Annotated in this window: 15 protein-coding genes; 8 read left to right on the forward strand and 7 right to left on the reverse strand. The window is 64.9% G+C overall.

Annotated features, from left to right (window positions below; genetic code table 11):
• Positions 1-24 precede the first annotated feature (24 nt).
• Positions 25-1,719, forward strand: coding sequence for an AMP-binding protein (locus tag I6F20_RS33940; RefSeq protein ID WP_225130230.1), 1,695 nt, complete (start codon positions 25-27; stop codon positions 1,717-1,719).
• Positions 1,720-1,890: 171 nt separating this feature from the next.
• On the opposite strand, the gene I6F20_RS33945 is transcribed toward I6F20_RS33940, so the two are convergent.
• On the reverse strand, positions 1,891-2,892 hold the full coding sequence (locus I6F20_RS33945) for an adenosine kinase (protein ID WP_225130232.1): 1,002 nt from the start codon (positions 2,890-2,892) through the stop codon (positions 1,891-1,893).
• Between the two features lie 124 nt (positions 2,893-3,016).
• On the opposite strand from I6F20_RS33945, the gene murJ reads away from it, so the two are divergent.
• From murJ to I6F20_RS33965, 4 genes are all read left to right on the forward strand, one after another.
• Positions 3,017-4,549: a murein biosynthesis integral membrane protein MurJ gene (murJ, locus tag I6F20_RS33950; RefSeq protein WP_225130234.1), complete on the forward strand. Its 1,533-nt coding sequence runs from the start codon at positions 3,017-3,019 to the stop codon at positions 4,547-4,549.
• An 81-nt stretch (positions 4,550-4,630) separates the two neighbouring features.
• Positions 4,631-5,683, forward strand: coding sequence for a tryptophan--tRNA ligase (gene trpS / locus I6F20_RS33955; RefSeq protein ID WP_036002766.1), 1,053 nt, complete (start codon positions 4,631-4,633; stop codon positions 5,681-5,683).
• 106 nt (positions 5,684-5,789) lie between these two features.
• Positions 5,790-6,284: a universal stress protein gene (locus tag I6F20_RS33960; protein ID WP_036002710.1), complete on the forward strand. Its 495-nt coding sequence runs from the start codon at positions 5,790-5,792 to the stop codon at positions 6,282-6,284.
• Positions 6,285-6,602: 318 nt separating this feature from the next.
• The gene (locus I6F20_RS33965) at positions 6,603-7,172 is read left to right on the forward strand and encodes a NifU family protein (RefSeq protein ID WP_036002713.1); all 570 of its coding nucleotides are present in this window, start codon (positions 6,603-6,605) and stop codon (positions 7,170-7,172) included.
• A gap of 5 nt (positions 7,173-7,177) precedes the next feature.
• Here I6F20_RS33965 and I6F20_RS33970 read toward each other — a convergent pair whose 3' ends face one another.
• A complete protein-coding gene (locus I6F20_RS33970) occupies positions 7,178-8,212 on the reverse strand; it encodes an aspartate-semialdehyde dehydrogenase (protein WP_036002717.1) in 1,035 nt (344 codons plus the stop codon).
• A gap of 117 nt (positions 8,213-8,329) precedes the next feature.
• On the opposite strand from I6F20_RS33970, the gene I6F20_RS33975 reads away from it, so the two are divergent.
• Entirely contained in the window at positions 8,330-9,118 is a 789-nt protein-coding gene (locus tag I6F20_RS33975) for a hypothetical protein (RefSeq protein ID WP_225130236.1), read from the forward strand.
• 170 nt (positions 9,119-9,288) lie between these two features.
• On the forward strand, positions 9,289-9,675 hold the full coding sequence (locus tag I6F20_RS33980; protein ID WP_036002720.1) for a hypothetical protein: 387 nt from the start codon (positions 9,289-9,291) through the stop codon (positions 9,673-9,675).
• Positions 9,676-9,751: 76 nt separating this feature from the next.
• Here I6F20_RS33980 and I6F20_RS33985 read toward each other — a convergent pair whose 3' ends face one another.
• Positions 9,752-10,387 (reverse strand): DapH/DapD/GlmU-related protein, encoded by a 636-nt coding sequence (locus I6F20_RS33985; RefSeq protein WP_036002723.1) that lies wholly within the window; start codon positions 10,385-10,387, stop codon positions 9,752-9,754.
• Between the two features lie 119 nt (positions 10,388-10,506).
• A complete protein-coding gene (gene leuB / locus I6F20_RS33990; protein ID WP_036002726.1) occupies positions 10,507-11,619 on the reverse strand; it encodes a 3-isopropylmalate dehydrogenase in 1,113 nt (370 codons plus the stop codon).
• A gap of 231 nt (positions 11,620-11,850) precedes the next feature.
• Between leuB and I6F20_RS33995 the strand changes: the two genes are divergently transcribed.
• On the forward strand, positions 11,851-13,053 hold the full coding sequence (locus I6F20_RS33995) for a YbfB/YjiJ family MFS transporter (protein ID WP_036024151.1): 1,203 nt from the start codon (positions 11,851-11,853) through the stop codon (positions 13,051-13,053).
• A gap of 119 nt (positions 13,054-13,172) precedes the next feature.
• On the opposite strand, the gene I6F20_RS34000 is transcribed toward I6F20_RS33995, so the two are convergent.
• From I6F20_RS34000 to I6F20_RS34010, 3 genes are all read right to left on the reverse strand, one after another.
• On the reverse strand, positions 13,173-13,955 hold the full coding sequence (locus I6F20_RS34000) for a molybdopterin-binding protein (protein WP_036002733.1): 783 nt from the start codon (positions 13,953-13,955) through the stop codon (positions 13,173-13,175).
• A 70-nt stretch (positions 13,956-14,025) separates the two neighbouring features.
• Entirely contained in the window at positions 14,026-14,655 is a 630-nt protein-coding gene (locus I6F20_RS34005) for a cytochrome b/b6 domain-containing protein (protein ID WP_036002769.1), read from the reverse strand.
• A 182-nt stretch (positions 14,656-14,837) separates the two neighbouring features.
• Complete coding sequence (locus I6F20_RS34010; RefSeq protein WP_036002736.1) at positions 14,838-15,392, reverse strand: fasciclin domain-containing protein; 555 nt, start codon at positions 15,390-15,392, stop codon at positions 14,838-14,840.
• Positions 15,393-15,574 lie beyond the last annotated feature (182 nt).

The following is a 15,574-nucleotide window of genomic DNA, read 5'->3' on the forward strand; positions in this document are numbered from 1 at the left end:
CATCACTCACGAAAGGATTTCGACTTGGCGGACAAAGCGGACAGCTACGTTTGCGGCATCTCGGACGCGCCGCTGCTCGGCCACACGATCGGCCGGAGTCTCGACCAGGCCGCGCAGCGCTGGTGCAATCGCGAAGCGCTGGTCTCGCCCAGCCACGGGGTGCGATGGACCTGGTCGGAATTCGCCGAACGGGTCGATGCGCTCGCCGCCGGCTTTCTCGCGCTCGGACTCGAGCGGGGCCAGCGGATCGGCATCTGGTCGCTGAACCGACCGGAATGGACGCTGACCCAGTTCGCCGCCGCCAAGGCCGGCCTGATCCTGGTGACGATCAATCCTGCCTATCGCCTGAGCGAGCTGGAATTTGCCCTTCGCAAGGTCGGCTGCGCGGCGATCGTCACCGCGACGGCGTTCAAGACCAGCAACTACATGGAGATGCTCAACACGCTATTGCCGGAGCTGTCATCCGCCAGGCTCGGACAGCTGCAAGCGGCACGGCTGCCGGCCCTCCGCAATGTCATCCAGATCGGCGGCCCGGCCGCACCGGGCACAATTGCCTTCGACGAGGTCGCGCAGATGGGTGGCGACCGGCACCGTCAGCAATTGGCCGCGCTCGGCGCCGAGCTGCAGTTCGACGATCCCGTCAACATCCAGTTCACCAGCGGCACGACCGGATCACCGAAGGGCGTGACGCTGACCCACCACAACATCCTCAACAACGGCTATTTCGTCGGCGGCGCGATGCGCCTCACCGAACAGGACCGCATCTGCATTCCGGTGCCGCTCTATCATTGCTTCGGCATGGTGATGGGCAACCTTGCCTCCGTGACGCTCGGCGCCGCAATGGTCTATCCTGGCGAGGGTTTTGACCCGCTCGCGACGCTGCGCACCATCGAGCAGGAGAAATGCACGGCGCTCTACGGCGTGCCGACGATGTTCATCGCCGAACTTGATCACCCCGAATTCGCCGGCTTCGACCTGACATCGCTGCGGACCGGCATCATGGCCGGCGCGCCCTGCCCTATCGAGGTGATGAAGCGCGTCAACACCGAAATGAACATGCGCGAGGTCACCATCGCCTATGGCATGACCGAGACCAGCCCGGTCAGCTTCCAGAGCGCAACCGACGATCCGCTCGAGCGGCGCGTCTCCACGGTCGGCCGCATCCACCCGCATGTCGAGGTCAAGGTCGTCGACCTCGAAGGCAAGATCGTCAAGCGGGGCGAACGCGGCGAGCTGTGCACCCGCGGCTACAGCATCATGCTGGGCTATTGGGAGGAGAAGGAAAAGACAGCCGACGTGCTCGACGCCAACGGCTGGATGCATACCGGCGATCTCGCCACCGTCGACGACGAAGGCTATTGCAACATCGTCGGCCGCATCAAGGACATGGTGATCCGCGGCGGCGAAAACCTCTATCCGCGCGAGATCGAGGAGTTTCTTTATCGCCATCCCAAGATCCAGGACGTGCAAATCTTTGGCGTCGCCGATACCCGCTACGGCGAGGAGCTCTGCGCCTGGATTCGTGTCAGAGCGGGCGAGCAACTGACGGCTGAGGAAGTACGTGCCTTCTGCGAGGGCCAGATCGCCCACAACAAGATCCCGCGCTACGTCGAGTTCGTCGACGAGTTTCCGATGACCGTGACCGGAAAGATCCAGAAATTCCTAATGCGGGACGCGGTGGAGCAGCGGCTGGGATTGAAGGCGGCGAAGACGGCATGAGTGTCGAACGCTCGCGCAACACTGACGGTGTCATTCCCCGCGAAAGCGGGGAATCCAGTACGCCGTGGCTTTTCCGTAACCCGCTGACGCTTCTGGAATACTGGATCGCCCGCCTTCGCGGGCGATGACACCGGTGAATGAGGATCGCGATGACGGAGTGAGAGCGGGACCCTACCCCGTCAACCCGCGCTGCTCCGCCAGCTCCTTCAGCGAGACAAGCGGGCGGGCGCCGATGTGCTGGATGACTTCGGCGGCGGCGAGCGCGCCGAGCTCGCCGCACTGCTTGTAGCCGAAATTGCGCGCGAGGCCGTAGAGGAAGCCGGCGGCGAAGAGGTCGCCGGCGCCGGTGGTGTCGACCACCTTGTCGACCGGGAACGCCGGCGCTGCGACGGCATCCTCGGACGAGACCACCATGCAGCCCTTCTCGCTGCGGGTGACCACACCGAGATTGACGTCGTTGCGCAGCTGCTTCAGCGCGGTGTCGAAGTCCGAGGTCATGTAGAGCGAGTGCAGTTCGGACTCGTTGGCGAACACGATGTCGACGGTGCCGCCCCGCATCAGCGAGAGAAACTCGTCGCGATAGCGATCAACGCAGAAGGAATCGGACAGCGTCAGCGCCACCTTGCGCTTGGCGTCATGGGCGATCTTGGCCGCCTTGACGAAGGCCTCCTTGGCGTTCTTGGGGTCCCAGAGATAGCCCTCGAGGTAGACGATGCCGGCGCCGGCAATCTCGGCCGGGTCGATGTCGGCGGGCGACAGGTCCTGCGCCGCGCCGAGATAGGTGTTCATGGTGCGCTCGCCGTCGCCGGTGACCAGGATGTAGGAGCAGCCGGTGGCGGGGCCGTCCTTGGCGGCCGGCGTGTTGAAGGCAACGCCGGCGGCGCGAATGTCGTGCACGTAGAGCTTGCCGATCTGGTCGTCCTTGACCTTGCCGACATAGGCGGCGCGTGCCCCCAGGCTGCCGATGCCGACGATGGTGTTGGCGGCCGAACCGCCCGAGACCTCGGTCGCCGGACCCATGTCCTTGTAGATGGCGGCCGCGCTCGCCTCGTCGATCAGCGACATGCTGCCCTTCGCCATGCCATGCTTGGCCAGAAAGGCCTCGTCGGTCCGAACCAGCACGTCGAACAGCGCGTTGCCGATGCCGAGAACGTCATATTTCACGTCAGCCATTCACCTTGATCCTGTTTGCCGGATTGCGATCTAACCGGAAATCCGCTTCCTGTCGGCCTGAAATCCAAGCTCGCGGCCTATCACGACCGGGCCTTGGCGGGCAAGCAACGGTATTTTCGAGAGCATGATCCGCTCCTTCCTGACCGTCTCGACGGGAACGCTGGCCTCGCGCCTGCTGGGTTTCGCCCGCGATTCCCTGATTGCGGCGCTGCTCGGCACCGGCGCCGTGGCGGATGCGTTTCTGGCGGCGTTCCAGCTCGTCAACGTGGTGCGGCGGCTGCTCAGCGAGGGCGCGCTGAACGCGGCGCTGATCCCAGCCTGGCTGCGGGTGCGGGACCGCGACGGGGTGGCGGAAGCCGCGGCGTTCGCCGGGCGCGTGATCGGCACGGTCAGCACGGCCCTGATCGGGATCTCACTCCTGCTCGCATTGTTGATGCCGCTGATCATGACGGTGATCGCGCCGGGATTCCTCGGCAGTGGCACGCTCGATCTCGCGGTTCAGAACGCGCGGCTGATGCTGCCTTACCTCGCCTTCGCCGGTCCCGTCACCGTGCTGATGGGGCTGCTCAATGCGCAGGGACGCTTCGCGCTGACGGCGTTCTCGCCACTGCTGTTCAACATTGCGCTGATCGCCGCGATCGCGATGCTGCTGGTCTGGCATGCAGACGCCGGCTTCGCCGCCTGGATCCTGGCAGCGACCGTCGGCCTCGCCGGCTTGCTGCAACTCTTGATGCTGCTGTCGCAGCGAAGCGCGCGCCTTGCGACACCGCTGCGCGCGAGTTTCGACAAGGAGATGCGCGGCTTCTTCGCCAAGGCGATCCCCGGCATGATCGCAAGCTCGGGGCCGCAATGGCTGATGGTGGCGGGTGCGATCATCGCGTCCGCAACGCCGTCCGCGGTGTCCTGGCTTTATTTCGCCAACCGCTTGATCGAGCTGCCGCTCGGCATCGTCGGCGTCGCCATGGGCACCGTGCTGGTGCCGGAGCTGACGCGCGCCGTCGCGAGCTCCGATCGCGACGCGGTGGCGCATGCCGAATCCCGCGCGCTGGAGCTTGCCGCCGGGCTGGCACTGCCGGCCACCCTCGGCCTGATCGTGCTCGCCAAGCCGATCGTGGGGCTGCTGTTCGAGCATGGCGCGTTCGGTGCGGCGGACAGCGCGGCCACCGCGCGTGCCCTGATGTGGCTGGCGCTGGGCCTGCCGGCGCATGTGCTGATCAAGGCGCTGTCGCCGGCGTTCTATGCCCGCAGCGACACGATGACGCCGCTGCTCGCGACCGCCAAGGGCTTCGTGGTGACGGTCGTGCTCGCGGTTCTGCTCGGTCATGTCTTTGGCGCAAGCGGAATCGCGGCAAGCATCGCGGCTGGCGCCTGGAGCAGCGCGCTCGCGCTGCTCCGCAAGGGCGCGGGCGAGTTCGGCTTCTCGATCGACGCGGCGGCCCGCACGCGATTGCCGCGGATCGTGCTGGCCGCGATCGCCATGGGCGCCCTGCTCTGGCTGACCGCGGGTCTGGTGCCGGCCGGCGCCCATGGGCTCATCCACTTCATTGTGCTGGGTGTGCAGATCGCAGCCGGGATCGCCGTCTACGGCCTGTTGCTGCAGATCCTCGGTGCCGCCTCCTGGCGCGAGGCGGTTAACGCATTGAAACGGCCCAGCTAGACCACGGCCTCCGCGAAAGACCCTTGACGGGGCAGCGCCGCTGTTGGAAACGACGGCCGAATACCTATGGGAAGGCTGACCATGCCATTCGTTGAACGGGTCTTTTCGGGCGTCCAGCCGACGGGCAATCTGCACCTCGGCAATTACCTCGGCGCCATCGTCAACTTCGTGAAGATGCAGGAAACCCACAATTGCATCTATTGCGTCGTCGACATGCACGCGATCACGCAAGGGGTGGACGTCTGGGGCGGGCCGGTCGAGCTCGCGCGCAACACCCGCGAGGTGACCGCCGCGTTCATCGCGGCCGGCATCGATCCGAAGAAGCACATCGTGTTCAACCAGAGCCAGGTCTCGGGCCATGCCGAGCTCGCCTGGATTTTCAACTGCGTCGCGCGCATGGGCTGGCTGGGACGCATGACCCAGTTCAAGGAGAAGGCCGGCAAGGACCGCGAGAACGCCTCGGTGGGCCTGTTCGACTATCCCGTGCTGATGGCGGCCGACATTCTGCTCTACCGCGCCACCCACGTTCCCGTGGGTGAGGACCAGAAGCAGCATCTCGAACTCTCGCGCGACATCGCGCAGAAGTTCAACAACGACTTCGGCGACTCGATCCGCGCGCAGGGCGTCAATGACGGGCTGTTCTTCCCGCTGCCGGAACCCTTGATTACGGGTCCGGCGACACGCGTGATGAGCCTGCGCGACGGCACCAAGAAGATGTCGAAGTCGGACGCCTCCGACAATTCGCGCATCAACCTCACCGACGATGCCGACACCATCGCGCAGAAGATCCGCAAGGCGAAGACCGATCCGGAGCCGCTGCCGACGGAAGAGAAGGGCCTGGAAGCGCGGCCCGAGGCCGACAATCTCGTCGGCATCTTCGCCGCGCTGTCCGGCCGCTCCAAGGCGGACGTGCTGCGCGAGTTCGGCGGCGGCCAGTTCTCCAGCTTCAAGAACGCGCTGGCGGAGCTGTGCGTGACCAAGCTCGCGCCGATCGCCGGTGAGATGAAGCGCCTCGTCGCCGACCCTGGCCACATCGAGGCGATCCTGAACGACGGATCCGACCGGGCGCGCGCGATCGCCGACGAGACCATGAAGCTCTCCAAGGACATCGTCGGCTTCATTCGCCGGCGCTAGGGCGCGCTTCGCGATACCGGCTGGCGCCACGGCGCCGGCCGCTTCGCCCCTCCCAAACATCGCGGGAGTGTGGCAGCATGCTCCCCGTGCACAATCCGGGACATGCATGACCAGCAAGCGACTTTGCTACGAGCCGGGTCACAAGCCCAAATGCCTCGTCATCGTCGACGACAGCGCCGAATGGGATCGCGCCGTCTATTACGCCAGCCGCTGGGCGATTCGCGCCGGCGGCGGCGTGGTGATGCTGCGCATCATCGAGCCTGAGCAGCAGAGCCAGGAATGGCTGGGGGTCGCCGACATCATGCGCGCCGAGGCACAGGAAGCCGCCGAAGCCGCGCTCGACCGCGCCGCCGGGCGCGCCAACGGCATCGCCGCCATCACGCCGGAGCGCGTCATTCGCGAAGGCAGCGCGATGGAACAGCTGCTCGCAGTGATCGACGAGGATCCTGATATCGCCATGCTGGTGCTCGCCGCCAATCCTGGCGCGGAAGGGCCCGGGCCTCTGGTCTCGCTGCTCGCGCATGCGCTCGGCACATTCCCGGTGCCGGTGACGATCATCTCGGGTGCCCTGAGCGATGAGAGCGTGGATTCGCTGTCCTAGCGACGATGCATCTTATCCTCCCCTGGAGGAGAGGGTCGGCTCATGTTGAGCGAAGCGAGGCATGAGACGGGGTGGGGTGACGGTCTCTCCACATCCGACACTGCCCGAGTGGAGAGATCACCCCACCCCGCTCGCGCTGTGCGCGATCGACCACGGGCGAGCTACGCTCGTCCCGGACCCCTCCAGGGGAGGGCAAGGCCAACCCACTGATTTTCATGAGCTAATATCCCGCCTCCCCTTGACCGTGCGTTAGCCGTCGCCATCTGCTAGGGGATAGAGCACGCGCCGGCCTTGAACCGGCGACGTCTGGAGAAAACCATGTTCATTCAAACCGAAGCCACCCCCAATCCCGCCACGCTGAAGTTCATTCCCGGCCGCGTCGTGGTCGACGGCAGCCCGATGGAATTTTCGAGCCGCGAATCGGCGGCGCGCTCCCCGCTCGCTGAGAAGCTGTTCGAGGTGCCCGGCGTCACCGGCGTGTTCTACGGATCGGACTTCATCACCGTGACGAAGGCGAGCGGTGAGTGGCAGCAGCTCAAGCCCGCGATTCTCGGCGCCATCATGGAGCACTACATGTCCGGCGCGCCGCTGCTCGCCGGCGGCGAAGCGCACAGCGATGCCGATCTTGACGACGAGGACGAGTTCTTCGATGAAGCCGACGCCGAGACCGTCGACATGATCAAGGACCTGATCGAGACCCGGGTGCGGCCGGCCGTTGCCAATGACGGCGGCGACATCACCTTCCGCGGCTTCAAGGACGGTATCGTCTATCTCAACATGAAGGGCGCCTGCTCCGGCTGCCCGTCATCGACGGCGACGCTCCAGCACGGCATCCAGAACCTGCTCAAGCACTTCGTGCCTGACGTGGTCGAAGTCCGGCCGATGTAAGCCCCTTACGCCGCCTTCTGCTTGGCGGTTATCAGCTTGCGGTTGATCAGCACTTCCGCGATCTGAATCGCGTTGAGGGCGGCGCCTTTACGCAGATTGTCCGACACGCACCAGAGCACGAGACCGTTCTCCACGGTCGCGTCCTCGCGGATGCGGCTGATGTAAGTCGCGTCCTCGCCGGCCGCTTCGTAAGGAGTGGCGTAGCCGCCGGGCTCCTGCTTGTCGATGACGAGACAGCCGGGCGCCACGCGCAGGATGTTGCGCGCTTCATCGGCGGTGATCGGATTCTCGAACTCGATGTTGACGGCCTCGGAATGGCCGACGAACACAGGCACGCGCACGCAGGTGGCGGACAGCTTGATCTTGGGATCCAGGATCTTCTTGGTCTCCGCCATCATCTTCCACTCTTCCTTGGTGTAGCCGTCCTCCATGAAGACGTCGATGTGGGGGATGACGTTGAAGGCGATGCGCTTGGGGAATTTCTTCGCGACCAGCTCGTCGTTGGTGTAGACGGCCTTGGTCTGCGAGAACAATTCGTCCATTGCGTCCTTGCCGGCGCCCGACACCGACTGATAGGTCGAGACCACGACGCGCTTGATCGTCGCCTTCTCGTGCAGCGGCTTGAGCGCCACCACGAGCTGTGCGGTCGAGCAGTTCGGGTTGGCGATGATGTTCTTCTTCTTGAAGCCTTCGGTCGCGGCCGCATTCACCTCGGGCACGATCAGCGGCACGTCCGGATCCATGCGCCAAGCGGAGGAATTGTCGATCACCACAGCGCCGGCGGCGCCGATCTTCGGCGACCATTCCTTCGACACCGACCCACCCGCCGACATCAGGCAGATGTCGACGTCGGAGAAGTCGTAATGCTCGAGCGCTTTGACCTTCAGGGTGCGGTCGCCATAGGAGACTTCGACACCGACGCTGCGGCGCGACGCCAGGGCCACGACCTCGTCCGCGGGGAATTTGCGCTCATCCAGGATGTTGAGCATTTCCCGACCGACATTGCCGGTCGCGCCGACGACTGCGACTTTGTAACCCATCGTTCACTCTCCGATGAAAAAGCCCGTTCCCGAAGCTGACGCTTAAACAGGAAGAGCAGCGCTTCTATGCGAGAACCGGACTCAAGACAACGTTAAGACCATGCCTTGGGGACGTGGATGCAGTCGCCTGAGGCCAGCACGGCCGTTAGCCCTACCCAGATCCAGCTGACGCTCTTGGCCTTGGCCGACGAGGTCGTCGGCACGCTGGCGCATCTGGTCGCCTATGTGGGGGCGCTCGCCCTGTTTGCCATCCTCGCCCTTGCGGCATTGGGACAGCTGCCTGACCTGCGTGGCGATGGTCCGGCGGACAGACCGGGCTGGAGCATCGCCGACCGCTCGCATCCGGCCTTCGCCGTCAGCCGGATCGATTCATCAGAAAAAACAGCCTCTTACGTCATCTTTAGGCATTCCGAGGGCGGCCGCAGGGACGTGCTGCGCTGGACCGATATGGCGGACAAGCCGGTGGCCGAACTCGAAATCTACCGCCAAGGCGCCGAATTCGACGTGACACGGCCGGCGGCCGCGGGTTTGGCCGCCCGGATGGGTTTGGGTGCAGATGCCCCGCTCGAGCAGGCCGGCCTGATTGACAGCAAATTCGGCCCCGTCGCCCTGTTCCGGCCGGTCGGCGCGACAGAGGGGACGCGGGCCTGCCTCGGCTATCTCAAGCGCTACGAGGAGCCCGCCTTGCAGATCTCCGGCTTCTCCTGCCAGGGCGACAGCTTGCCCGCCCGCCGCGCGGCGATCGCCTGCACGCTGAACCGGCTGACGCTGCTGGCCTCGGGCAACGAGCCGAGGCTGGCGGAATTGTTCGCCCATGCCGAGCTCAGGCGCCGCGGCTGTGACCCCCAGGGCTCGCCGGACTGGCTGCTGGGCGCAGCGAACGCGCAATTGCGCGGAGCGCTTTGACTTGCATCAAGGATTCTGCATCAAGCTCAAGTAGCTGGTTTGCATGCAACTTTTGCCGGCGCGCACGATTATTCCGAGCTGGTGTGACCCAATTGACCTAGTTGCGTCCGCCCCGGCCGGGCTAGTATGGGGTGAAATCGACTGGCGGCCTGCCGCCTGAAGGGGACGTGATGAGCTTGAAATTTTCTGCCGCGAACAAACTGGCGACATTGCTTGCGGCGGGCGCCGCAATGGCCGTTGCGTTCGCGACCGCGGCTTCCGCCGACACCAGGACCAAGCAGCGCTATGACGACCGCGGCCGGCCCTATTACGGCCCGAGCGGCCCCAACACGGTCTATCAACAGGGCCGCACCCGCCTCTATGTGAGCAAGCGCTCCTGGCTCGATGGCGGCACCGAGGTCAATCCGGGCGACCGCAAGTTCACCGACTACGCCTTCCCCCCGGCCGTGGGCTATCCGTCCTTCGCCCGCGAGAACCTCAACCGGCCGATCGACCGCCAGCCGCTCTCCCCGCCGCAGGATGTCGGCGGCTATCCGCAAAACTTCCCGCTGTACTGAGGCGGGCGTCACGACCGAATCAAAATGGCCGGTGCTCACGCCCGGCCATTTTTGTTTTTCGCGAGATGCGTCCGTCTTACGCATTGGCTGCCGGATCGTAGCGCCGGCAAAATTCTTCGATGGCCTCGGAGCGGAAATCACTGAGGCGTTCGAAGATCAGCGCATCCGGCCAATCCCACCAGGCGATGCGGCGCAGGCTTGCGGAAACGGTATCGTCAAAGCGCTTGCGGATGGGACGGGCGGGAACGCCACCGACGATGGTGTACGGCTCGACATCGCGGCTAACGACGGCGCCTGCGGCGATCACTGCGCCATCGCCGACGCTCACGCCCGGCAGCAGGATGGCGGCGTGGCCGATCCAGACGTCGTTGCCGACGATCACCCGGTCGCCGCGCCTACCTGCGAAGAAGTCGCGGTCGCGCGTCGCGCCCGCCTCGTAATATTCGGGGACGTAGGTGAAGCGGTGCTGCGAGGGACGGCCCATCGGGTGGTTTGGCGCACCGATCCGCACCGAGTTGGCGATCGCCGTGAACTTGCCGATCACGGCGTCGGCGACGTCGCAATTCTCGCCGAGATAGGAGTAGTCGCCGAGCGAAGCATATTCGATGCGCGTGCCCGCAAGCACCTCGCAACGCCGCCCGACCTGCGCCTCGCGCAGGCGCACCGTCTCATGGATGACGGTTTCCGCGATCTTGGGGCGGGGTGTATCCATGAGGCGGTTTCCAATGAGGCCGTAGCCCGGATGGAGCGAAGCGCAATCCGGGAAGGTCTGTCCACGGGGTGAGAACCCGGATTTCGCTTCGCTCCATCCAGGCTACGATTCTTCCCGCCTTACGCGTGCAGCTTCTGCAATTCCTTCAGGATCGCTTCGCCCATCTGCGTGGTGGAAGCGGCCGTGGTGCCTTCCGACTTGATGTCGGCGGTGCGCAGGCCGCTGGCCAGCACGGCAGCGATGGCCTGGTCGACCTTGTCGGCGAGATCGCCCATGTCGAAAGAATAGCGCAACGCCATGCCGAAGGACGAGATCATCGCGATGGGATTGGCGAGGCCCTTGCCGGCGATATCGGGGGCCGAGCCGTGCACGGGCTCGTACAGCGCCTTGCGCTTCTTGGTCTTGACGTCGACCTCGCCGAGCGAGGCCGAGGGCAGCATGCCGAGCGAGCCGGTGAGCATCGCCGCGATGTCGGAGAGCATGTCGCCGAACAGATTGTCCGTCACGATGACGTCGAACTGCTTCGGCCATTTCACCAGCATCATGCCGCCGGAATCGGCGAGCTGATGCTCGAGCGTGACATCGGGGTATTCGCGCTTGTGGACCTGAGTCATGACCTCGTTCCAGAGCACGCCCGATTTCATGACGTTGCGCTTCTCCATCGACGTCACCTTGTTCTTGCGCTTCCGGGCAAGCTCGAAGGCGACGCGGCCGATGCGCTCGATCTCATAGGTATCGTAGACCTGGGTATCGATGGCGCGCTTCTGGCCGTTGCCGAGATCGGTGATGGTCTTGGGCTCGCCGAAATAGACGCCGCCGGTGAGCTCACGCACGATGACGATGTCGAGGCCCTCGACCGCCTCGCGCTTCAGGCTGGAAGCATCCGCCAGCGCCGGATAGCACACGGCGGGACGGAGGTTGGCGAACAGCGCGAGATCCTTGCGCAGGCGCAAGAGGCCGGCTTCCGGGCGCACCTCGTAAGGCACGGCATCCCACTTCGGACCGCCGACCGCGCCGAAGATCACGGCGTCGGCGTCCTTGGCCTTGGCCATGTCGCCTTCGGAGATCGACACCTTGTGCGCGTCATAGGCGGAGCCGCCGACGAGGCCGGTGTCGGTCTCGAACTTGGCGATCCCGGCCGAATTGAGCCAGTCGATCAGCCGCTTCACCTCGCCCATCACCTCGGGGCCGATACCGTCGCCGGGAAGCAGCAGCAGTTTGTGGGTCGCCATGTCGTGTCCTTTTCGATCCTCTCTCGTCATTCCGGGACGCGCCTCTTAGCGCGGGCCCGGAATCCATAGCCACCAGCCGGGGTTATGGATTCCGGGCTCGCGCTTCGCGCGCCCCGGAATGACGGCGCCGGAGTGCTAGAGCGGCGTTGCGCGCTTGGCAAGACACCATTGCCGCGCTGCGGCTGTGCAAGGCCGGCGGGGCCTGCCACACTGGACGGGCCGGAGTACCCCTTGCACGCCCCTGATCGCCCCCTGCCCGACGCACACCCCGCGCGGCTGATCCTGACCCTGTCGCTGGCAGCCACCGTCGGGCTCGGCATCGGCCGCTTTGCCTATGCGCTGGTGCTGCCGGACATGCGGGAGGACCTCGGCTGGTCCTACTCGGCGGCCGGTTTCATGAACACGATCAACGCCGTCGGCTATCTCGTCGGCGCGCTGGTGGCGTCCCGCCTGATCCGGCGCGTCGGCTGGGCCGCCGCGATCCGCGGCGGAACCATTGCCTGCGTCGCCGCGCTCGCCACCTGCGCGCTGACGGGGGATTTCGTCGCGCTGAGCCTGGCGCGCCTGGTGCTGGGCCTGGGCGCGGCGGCCGGCTTCGTCGCCGGCGGCGCGCTCGCCGCCACCATCGCCCAGTCGCGGCCCGAACGGGCCAACTTTCTGCTCAGCCTGTTCTATGCCGGACCCGGCATCGGCATTCTGTCCTCGGGGCTGATCGCCCCGTTCACGCTGCAATATTTCGGGCCGGGCTCGTGGTGGATCGTGTGGTGGGCGCTGACGCTGCTGTCGGTCGCGATGACGATCCCGCTGTTCCTGATCCGCATCGAGAGCGGCGCGCGCTTCTCCGAAGGCGGTCATGCCTCGTTCGCGATCCTGCCGGTGCTGATTTATCTGGCCGGCTATTTCCTGTTCGGCGCCGGCTACATCGCCTACATGACCTTCATGATCGCCTATGTGCGCGACGGCGGCGGCGGGGCCGCGGCGCAGGCGGCGTTCTGGGGGTTGATCGGTCTGAGCGCGTTCGTGACGCCCTGGGCCTGGCGCGGCGTGCTGGCGCTCGACCGCGGCGGGCTCGCCACCGCCATCATCCTCGGCACCAACGCAGCTGGCGCAGCGCTGCCGATGCTCGGGCATTCGCCGGCCTGGCTCGCGGTCTCCGCGATCGTGTTCGGCGTCGCCTTTTTCGCCGTGGTCGGCTCGACCACCGCCTTCGTCCGCTTCAACTATCCGCCAGAGGTGTGGCCGACCGCGATCGCGGCGATGACGATCTCGTTCGGCGTCGGCCAGACGCTCGGGCCGATCGTGGTCGGCGCGATCACCGATGCGCTGGGGAGCCTGAGTTACGCGCTGAATGTGTCGGCGGCGCTATTGGCGCTGGGCGCGGTGGCGGCGTTGTGCCAGCGGAAGGTGGGGCCGGCCAAGCAATCGGTGCCGTAGGGTGGATTAGCGAAGCGTAATCCACCAACTTCGCTCGGCAACTGCGGAAGTATGGTGGATTACGCCCACCGACTGCGCTTCGCGCAGCCGCTCGGCTAATCCACCCTACGACAGCGGAGCTAGCTCCCGCTGAACGAATTATACCCCTGGTCTTCCCAATAGCCGCCCTTGTAATCGTTGGTGACTTCCATCGAGACCACGTATTTCGGGTTCTTGAAGCCGAGCTTGGTCGGCACGCGGATCTTCATCGGAAAGCCGTAAGCGCGCGGCAGGATCTCGTTGGCGTATTTGAACGTCATCTGCGTCTGCGGATGCAGCGCACTGCGCATGTCGAGCGGCGAGTTGTAGCCGTCCTTGTCGGCGCACTGGAACCAGACATAATTCGCGCGCGTATCGGCGCCGATAAGCTTGAGGAAATCGCGCAAGGGCGTGCCGGTCCAGCTGCCGATCGCGCTCCAGCCCTCGACGCAGATGTGACGCGTGATCTGCGTGACCTGGGGCAGCTTGTAGAGTTCATCCAGCGTCCAGGACTTCTTGTTGTCGACGAGGCCGCGCACCTCGAGCTTCCAATCCGCGGCCGAGATGTCAGGCGCGTCGTCGAGATCGTAATAGGCGTTGAACGGGAAGGGCTTGGTGATCGCGCTTTCGGGGAAGGTCGGCGCCAGCGCGTCGGGATTGAACATCCAGGCCTGCACGGCATCGTTGAACTTCGAGACCTTCGCCAGCATGGTCTCGGCCGAGGACGAATCGATCACGTCGCAACCCGTGAGCAGCGTCAGCGCACCCAGGCTCGCACCGCCCGCGATGAAGCGGCGCCGGGCGAGATCAGGCATGGTCTTGATGGAATCCTTGATCAGCAGCCGCTTGTCGACGCCGGGGATCAGGAAGGGACGTTTGGCCATGTTCTCCTCACATATCCATTTTGAGCATGATCTTGTCGGAAAACCGCCTCACACTTTTCCGGATCATGCTCTAGCGACCGATGATCATCGCGCGCAGACTCTTCGGCACGAGCAGCGCAAGCAAGACGTGGACGACCAGAAACGCGCAGATCGCGGCCATGCAGAAGAAGTGGACATAGCGCGCGGCCGGATAATCGCCGAACAGCATCACGAGATAATAAAGCTGAACGGGCTTCCAAATCGCAAGGCCCGACAGCACGATCAGCACACCGACCACGATGATGCCGGCATAGAGCAGCCGCTGCACGTAATTGTAGACGGTGAGATCGTCATGGCCGAGCTTGAAGGTCAGCGCCGCCCTGACGTCGTGGAGCACGCCTGATGCCGTGATCGGCAGCAGCTTCTTGCGGAAGCGGCCGGTAGCGATGCCGGTGACGAGATAGGCGAGGCCGTTGATCATCAGCAGCCACATCGCCGCAAAATGCCAGAGCAGGCCGCCGCCGAGCCAGCCGCCCAGCGTGTACTCGCGCGGAAAGCGGAAGTCGAACAGCGGCGAGGCGTTGTAGATCTGCCAGCCCGACAGGATCATCAGGATCATGGCGAGCGCGTTGATCCAATGCATGACCCGCACCCAGGCCGGCTGGATCACTTTGGACTTGGTGGCCGTGACCTGCTCGTCGGTGACTGTGAGGCTCGCCATGGCGGGTTCCATCCTGAGGTCGTGTGACAGCGATTATACGCCGGTGTTTCGGCTTTCGTTACATCCCGTTCGCCATCGAATCGATGTCGTGAGGCTATTGTGGTCACAAAAGAGCGAGCCGGGTATCCCCGGCTCGCGGTCTGAGGACGTCCTGTTCGGGGATGAAACAGGATCGCGCGGTGTTACGTCGCCGGCATCAGCACGGTATCGACCACATGGATCACGCCGTTCGACTGGTTGACGTTGGTGATCGTCACCATCGAGGTGCCGCCCTTGGCGTCGACGATCCAGACCTTGCCGTCCATTTTCTTCACCGTCAGCTCCTCGCCTTCGGCGGTCTTCAGCTTCTTGCCGTCGGTGAGGTCGGAAGCCGCGAGCTTGCCGGGCACGACATGGTAGGTGAGAATCTTGGTCAGCGTTGCCTTGTTCTCGGGCTTGACCAGGCTGTCGACGGTGCCGGCCGGCAGCTTGCCGAAGGCGGCGTTGGTCGGCGCGAACACCGTGAACGGGCCCTTGCCTTCGAGCGTCGGCACCAGGCCGGCCGCCTTCACCGCCGCCACCAGCGTGGTGTGATCCTTGGAGTTGACCGCGTTCTGGACGATGTTCTTGGACGGGTACATCGCGGCGCCGCCGACCATGACGGTCTTTTCCTCGGCACTGGCGGGCGCGACGACGGTCGCGGTGAGGGCCAGGGCGCTGAAGGCGGCGGCAGCGAGATAGGCAATGCGCTTCGACATGAGAGAGTCTCCCGATTGAATTGAGACCGGCGTTGGCCGGCGTTGAGTTGAGCAACAACGGCGCCTGCGACAGTTAAGGGTGATGCAGCAGTGCCGTCGTTGGACCGAACTACGGGAGGGTTTCAGGTGCGGTTTCGGGGAAAAATTCTTTGTGATGGGTGAAACTATCGGCGGGGATGTTC

Origin of the sequence: Bradyrhizobium sp. IC3123 (assembly GCF_020193625.1) — a bacterium.
GTDB lineage: Bacteria > Pseudomonadota > Alphaproteobacteria > Rhizobiales > Xanthobacteraceae > Bradyrhizobium > Bradyrhizobium yuanmingense.